Origin of the sequence: Nocardioides sp. (genome assembly GCF_041913365.1) — a bacterium.
Classification (GTDB): domain Bacteria; phylum Actinomycetota; class Actinomycetes; order Propionibacteriales; family Nocardioidaceae; genus Nocardioides.
Map to the genome: position 1 here is coordinate 24,281 of NZ_JAYSFM010000023.1, position 6,411 is coordinate 30,691.

5 protein-coding genes are annotated in these 6,411 nt (G+C 72.5%); 3 read left to right on the forward strand and 2 right to left on the reverse strand.

The genetic code is table 11. The features are described from left to right. Positions 1-70 precede the first annotated feature (70 nt). Entirely contained in the window at positions 71-2,158 is a 2,088-nt protein-coding gene (locus ACE3QY_RS22415) for a glycogen debranching N-terminal domain-containing protein (RefSeq protein ID WP_374458288.1), read from the forward strand. On the opposite strand, the gene ACE3QY_RS22420 is transcribed toward ACE3QY_RS22415, so the two are convergent. Both ACE3QY_RS22420 and trpS read right to left on the reverse strand, forming a co-directional pair. Next, positions 2,155-3,384, reverse strand: a complete 1,230-nt coding sequence (locus tag ACE3QY_RS22420) for a lipase family protein (RefSeq protein ID WP_374458289.1) — start codon at positions 3,382-3,384, stop codon at positions 2,155-2,157. The genes ACE3QY_RS22415 and ACE3QY_RS22420 overlap by 4 nt on opposite strands. A 159-nt stretch (positions 3,385-3,543) precedes the next feature. Then, the gene (gene trpS / locus ACE3QY_RS22425) at positions 3,544-4,605 is read right to left on the reverse strand and encodes a tryptophan--tRNA ligase (RefSeq protein ID WP_374458292.1); all 1,062 of its coding nucleotides are present in this window, start codon (positions 4,603-4,605) and stop codon (positions 3,544-3,546) included. A gap of 51 nt (positions 4,606-4,656) precedes the next feature. On the opposite strand from trpS, the gene ACE3QY_RS22430 reads away from it, so the two are divergent. Then, positions 4,657-5,166: a 2'-5' RNA ligase family protein gene (locus ACE3QY_RS22430; protein WP_374458290.1), complete on the forward strand. Its 510-nt coding sequence runs from the start codon at positions 4,657-4,659 to the stop codon at positions 5,164-5,166. A gap of 2 nt (positions 5,167-5,168) precedes the next feature. Then, positions 5,169-6,230 carry a YihY/virulence factor BrkB family protein gene (locus ACE3QY_RS22435; RefSeq protein WP_374458291.1) on the forward strand — a complete coding sequence of 354 codons (1,062 nt, stop codon included), beginning with the start codon at positions 5,169-5,171 and terminating at the stop codon, positions 6,228-6,230. The last annotated feature ends 181 nt before the right edge of the window (positions 6,231-6,411 follow it).

A 6,411-nucleotide genomic window follows, 5' to 3' on the forward strand; every position in this document is an offset into this window, starting at 1 on the left:
CTGCGCTCCTCTCCCGGCCGTGGGCTCGGGCTTGCCAACGGGTGGATGTTTAGCGATAAAATCCGTGGTTGTGACGGAGGTTACACAGCACGGCCAGTCCCCGACAACCCCCTCAGAGGGGCCCTCCCTGCAGCCGCTGCTGCACGACCTCGCGTCGTGCGTGGCCGCTCCCGGGGTGCTGCTCACCGCGCTCGACGGCCAGCTGCGCCGGGGCGGGGTGAGCGGCTGGTACGTCGGTGACGTGCGATTGCTCGACCGCTGGGAGGTCTCGGTGACCGGGTCCGACCTCGACGTCGTCCGGGCCGAGCACCGGGGCACCGCGCGGCACGCGTTCACCTACCTCGCGCGCTCGATCGGCGACCTGTCCACGGCCGACCCGACGGTGCGCATCGACCGCGTCCGCGAGCTGTCGGCAGGCGACCTGCGCGAGGAGCTGGTCGTGGAGTCGACCGGTGGCCGGCCGGTCGAGGTGGAGCTGCACGTCGACCTCGGCACCGACCTGGCGCCGATGCCCGAGATCAAGCAGGGCCGCGCCGGCGCACCGCTGCCCGCGCGGGCGGTCGCCGGCGGGCTCGAGTGGGAGACCTCCGAGGGTGCCGTCCGCGTGGTGGCGGAGGGCGACGCGGCCGACGTCGCGGCCGACGCCGGGCGGCTCACCTGGCGGTTCACCCTGGACCGCGGCCAGTCCCGGACCATCGTGCTGCGGGCGACGACCACCGTGCCGGCGCTGTTCGGCGGCGGCCGGCCCGCGCCGTGGTCCGCCGAGGCCGTCGCGGGCGACGTACGACTCGAGCGGGCGGTGCGCCAGGGCCTCGCCGATCTCGAGGGCCTGCTCCTCGACGACGCCGGCGACCGGTTCCTCGCCGCGGGCAGCCCGTGGTTCCTCACGCTCTTCGGCCGCGACTCCCTGTGGGCCGCCCGGATGCTGGTGCCGCTCGACCCCGGGCTGGCGCTCTCCACCCTCCGCGCCCTCGCCCGTCGCCAGGGGAGCGGCGACGACCCGGCGACCGAGGAGCAGCCCGGCAAGATCCTGCACGAGGTCCGCAAGGCGACCCTCGACCTCGGTGAGCAACGCCTGCCGCCGCTCTACTACGGCAGCGTCGACGCCACCCCGCTGTTCGTCTGCGTGCTCGCCGACGCCTTCGCGTGGGGGGCCGACCGGTCCGAGGTGGCTGCCCTCCTGCCGGCGGCGCGAGCCTGCCTCGAGTGGGTCCTCGCCCAGGCCGGGCCGTCCGGCTGGCTCACCTACATCGACCACACCGGCGAGGGCCTGGCCAACCAGGGCTGGAAGGACAGCCACGACGGGATCCAGTTCGCCGACGGCCGGCTCGCCGAGCCGCCGATCTCGCTGAGCGAGGTGCAGGCCTACGCCTACGAGGCCGCGGTGCGCGGCGGCGCGCTGCTCGCGGAGCTCGGCGCTGATCCGGTGCCCGGACTCGAGGAGTGGGCGGCCGACCTGCGCGCCCGGTTCGCCACGGACTTCTGGGTCGACGACGCCGGCGGCGGCCACGTCGCCGTCGCGCTGGACCGGCACGGGGAGCGGGTGGACTCCGTCGCCTCCAACCAGGGCCACCTCCTGGGGACGGGCGTCCTCGACGATGAGGCCGCGACGCGGGTCGCCGGGCTCCTCGTGGACTCGCGGCTCGACTCGGGCTTCGGGCTGCGCACCCTGTCGGCGGAGTCGCCGCGCTTCTCGCGGCTGAGCTACCACGGCGGGACCGTGTGGCCCCACGACACCGCCATCGCCGTGCGTGGCCTCGCCGCGGTCGGGCGCTACGACGACGCGGCCGGGCTCGCTGCCGGGCTGGTGCGCGCGGCCGAGGCCTTCGACGACCGGCTGCCCGAGCTCTACGGCGGCGACTCGGCGGCCGACGTCGCCCGCCCGTCGGCGTACCCCGCCGCCTGCCGCCCGCAGGCGTGGTCCGCGGCTGCACCGGTGGCCTGCCTGGTGGCCCTGAGCGGGCTGCGACCCGACCCCGCCAGCGGGACCCTGAGCCACCCCGGGCGTACGACGGGCCGGCTCGGCGCCTGGTCGCTGCGGGGGCTACGGCTGGGTGGTCACCCCTTCGGCGTCGCGGTCGATCCCGACGGCAGGGTGTCGGTCACCCTGCCGCCGGGAAGCCCGCTGCGGGTCGTCGAGGAGATCCGGGCCGACTAGAGCAGCCAGCAGTTGCTCAGCTGCGGCAGCCCGGCGAAGCGTGCCTCGAAGAACGGCAGCGCCTCCGCGATGTGCGGCACCATGCCCCCGACGTGGGCCGGGGCGATGTTGGTGGAGAAGTAGACGTTGGCGCCCTTGCCGCACCACGACCTCGCCATCGCCTTCCCGACGCCGTAGGGGATGGTGTCGTCTAGCGCGGAGTGCGTGACGAGCACCGGGACCGTCGGCTTGATGGTGCCGATGCGCTGCGACTCGATGATCGAGGCGAAGGGCTGCTGCTTCATCAGCTCCGACATCGGCTGGCCGTTTGCGCTGAGGTCCTTGGACTTCGTGAACGCGTGGTCGAAGAGGTCGAAGACGCAGTCCTGCTCGACGCCGTCCATCGCGGAGCGGCCGGCGGCGTTGAGGTAGGGCGACAGGTCGAGGTCGTAGCTCGCGGCGAGGCCGCGGAGCGCGAAGAACGCGAAGGCGGAGAAGAGCCCGCCGTCGAGGTTCGTCGCGACCCGGGCTAGGTCGGCCGGCACCGCGCCGACGACCGCGCCCCTGAGCCGCAGCTCGGGGGCGTACGTCGAGGCCAGCTCGACCGCGGACGCCGCGGCCCCGCCGCCCTGCGAGTAGCCCATCAGCCCGACCGGGCTCGAGGCGCTCAGCCCGGTGCCGGACAGCCGTTGCGCGGCGCGTACGGCGTCGAGCGTGGCGCGACCCTGGCTGACCCGGTCCATGTAGGTGTGGACGCCGGCGGTGCCGAGGCCCTCGTAGTCGGGCATCGCGACGGCGTACCCCCGCTGGAGCAGGCCCTCGATGCCGATGCCCTCGTACTCGATGCCCTCGGAGAACAGCCGCGACGGGGCGCACCGGTCGGCCATGCCCTGCGTGCCCGGGGCGTAGCCGATGACCGGACGGGTGCCGACGCCGATCCACGGGCTCTTCGGCACGAGGACGGTGCCGGAGACGGCGATGGCCTTCCCGGTGCGGTTGGTCGTGCGGTAGAGGACGCGGTTGGCGTTGCGGACCAGGCTGGTGGCGTCGAGCGGGTCGAGCAGGAAGTCGACCTTCTCGCTGCGGATGACCGCACCGTTGGCGCTGGGCAGCGTGGCGGGGGCCTCGTAGAACGCGGGGCGGGGCGGCTCGGGGACGACGGCCTGGGCCGACGGCGTACCGAGTGCGACGCCTGCGAGCGTGGCGGTGAGCAGGGTGAAGAGTGACGCGATCGCGCGTGCCGACAAACCCCGAGCGTGAGTCCGACGACGTGATGTAGCGGCTGCCATTTCGTGGCTTCCCTCCCCGGCCGGACCGCCCGGCCGATCCTGGGAAACTACTGGTGAGTCACATCACACGAACAGAGGGTTACGCAGTCGTTTACACGAAACGACGTGTGACCTCCGTCACATGCCGTACGTCATGCCCATCGCCGTGCGCACCTCGTCGAGGGTCGCCTCGGCGACCTCGTTGGCGCGGGCGTTGCCGCGGCGGAGCACGTCCTCGAGGTAGCCCGGGTCGGCCTCCAGCTCGGCCCGACGGGCGCGCAGCGGCGCGAGCTCGGCGTTGATCGCCTCGGTGAGCCGGCCCTTGAGCGCGCCGCCGCCGCCGTCGCCGATCTCCTCGGCGACCGTGGCCGGGTCGGTGCCCTCGCAGAGCCCGATCAGCGTGAGCAGGTTCGCTACCTCGGGGCGGCTGTCGGGGTCGTAGGTGATGACGCGGTCGCTGTCGGTCTTGGCGGCCTTGAGCTTCTTGGCGGTCTCGTCGGCGGTCATCCGCAGCTCGACCACGTTGCCCTTGGACTTGCTCATCTTGGCGCCGTCGGTGCCGAGGATCAGCGGCGCCTCGGACAGCAGCGCGCCCGGCTCCGGGAAGACCGGTGCGTAGCGGTCGTTGAAGCGACGCGCGACGACGCGGGTCTGCTCGAGGTGGGGGAGCTGGTCGCGGCCGACCGGCACCACGTTGGCCTTGCAGAACAGGATGTCCGCGGCCTGGTGCACCGGGTAGGTCAGCAGCAGCCCGCCGATGGAGGTGATGCCGGCCGACTTCGCCTCGTCCTTCACCGTGGGGTTGCGCTGCAGCTCGGCGACGCTGACCAGGCTCAGGAAGGGCAGCATCAGCTGGTTGAGCGCCGGGACCGAGGAGTGGGTGAAGATCGTCGCCTTCTCCGGGTCGAGGCCCGCCGCGATGTTGTCGAGCAGCAGGTTGCGCACGTTGCCGGCGATGTCGCCGGCGACCTCGCGGTCGGTGATCACCTGGTAGTCCGCGATCAGCTGCCAGATCTCCGCACCGCTGTCCTGCAACCGGAGGCGGTTGCGGATCGATCCGAAGTAGTGGCCGATGTGCAGCGCGCCGGTCGGACGGTCCCCGGTCAGCATCCTCAGGGAGCCCGGGTCGGTCGCCATCTGCTCCTCGATGGCGTCGCTGCGCGCCTGGGCGGCGCGGAAGGTGTCACTCACGCGGACGATCCTTTCACGGGGCCGACGGCGGCTGCGAAGGGGTTCTGTAGGGTCTCAGGGGTGCCGACCATCGGAGTAGCCATCGCGATCCCGGAGCCCTGGGCGAGCGAGCTCCAGGACTACCGGACATCGGTGGGCGACACGACCGCGACGCAGATCCCGACGCACATCACGCTAATCCCGCCGACCGAGCTCGACGACGCCGACCTGGCTCCGGTCACCCGGCACCTGGCCGGTGCGGCCTCCTCCGTCGAGCCCTTCGACATCCACCTGCGCGGCACGGGCACCTTCCGCCCGGTGTCGCCCGTTGTCTTCGTCACCGTCGCCGAGGGCATCTCGCAGTGCGAGGTCCTCGCGGGTGCCGTACGCCAGGGGCCGCTCGAGGTGGACCTCCACTTCCCCTACCACCCGCACGTCACCATCGCGCACCACCTCGACGACCCCACGCTGGACCGGGCCTTCGAGGAGCTCGCGGCCTTCGAGTGCCGCTTCGCCGTCGACTCCTTCAGCCTCTACGTCCACGACGAGGACGAGGGCTGGCAGCCCACCCACGAGTACGCCCTGGGGTGACCGTGTCCATCGTCTCGGGAGCCAAGGAACGCCTCGCGCAGGTGCGCGCGCGGCGTCCGTTCGTCGACCACCTCTTCCGGATGGTCGAGCACTACGGCGAGGTCAAGGGCAGCGCGCTTGCCGGCGCGGTGACGTTCTTCGGGTTCCTGTCCTTCTTCCCGATCCTGGCGCTGGCCTTCGCCGTCGTCGGCTGGGTCACCGGCGTCTACGCCGATGCGACCGACCAGATGGTCAAGGCGATCCAGTCGGTCCTGCCGATGGTCGTCGAGGGCGACGCGGGGTCGGGCGAGATCTCCATCGACGCCTTCCAGTCCGGCGCCAGCGCCGCCGCCGGGATCGGCCTCGTCGGCGTCCTCTACTCCGGGCTGGGCTGGGTCTCCGGCCTGCGCGACGCCCTCCAGCTGGTCTTCGAGACCCCGCCGCGCGAGCAGCCGAGCTTCGTCGTCGGCAAGCTCAAGGACCTGGTCTCGCTGGTTTTGGTCGGGGTGGTGCTGCTCGTCAGCGTCGCGGTCTCCGGCGTCGTCACCGCGATCTCCGACCAGGTGCTGGGGTGGCTCGGCCTCGACGTCGCCCTGACGCCACTGCTGACCGTCCTCGCCATCGCCGTGGGCCTCGCCGCCAACTCCCTGCTCTTCTTCGCGATCTTCAAGATCCTGGCCGACCACGACACCCCCGACCGCTCGCTGTGGAGCGGCGCGCTGCTCGGCGCCGTCGGCTTCGAGGTGCTCAAGCAGGCGGCGACCTACCTGATCGGCGCCACCAAGGGCCAGCCCGCCTTCGCGGTCTTCGGCATCGCCCTCGTCCTGCTGATCTGGATCAACTACTTCTCCCGCGTCGTGATGTACGCCGCCGCCTGGGCGCACACCTCCCCGGAGGCCCGCGCCGCCCGCGAGGCCCAGGCCGTGGCCGAGCAGCTGCCGGAGGGCCCACGGATCGACCTCGCTGCGGCAGCGAACGTCGTACACCCCGCGCCTCCGGGGGCTGGCGGCTCGGCGAAGACCGCCTTCGCCGCCGGCGCCGCCGCCATGCTCGGCCTCGTGGCCGTTCTCCGCCGCCGCCGCTGACCTCCGCCCCCTTGGGCGGTGGTCCACCTACATTTCCACGACCCAAATTGTGGGTCGGCCACCGCCGGCCGGCTCGTCGCGGGGGACACGCCCGAGGAGCGGTGGGGGGCCCAAAAAATAGCAAACAGCACAGTATGTGGTGACACCCCCCGGAGAAGCGCGCGGCGCGGGGGGGGGGTAC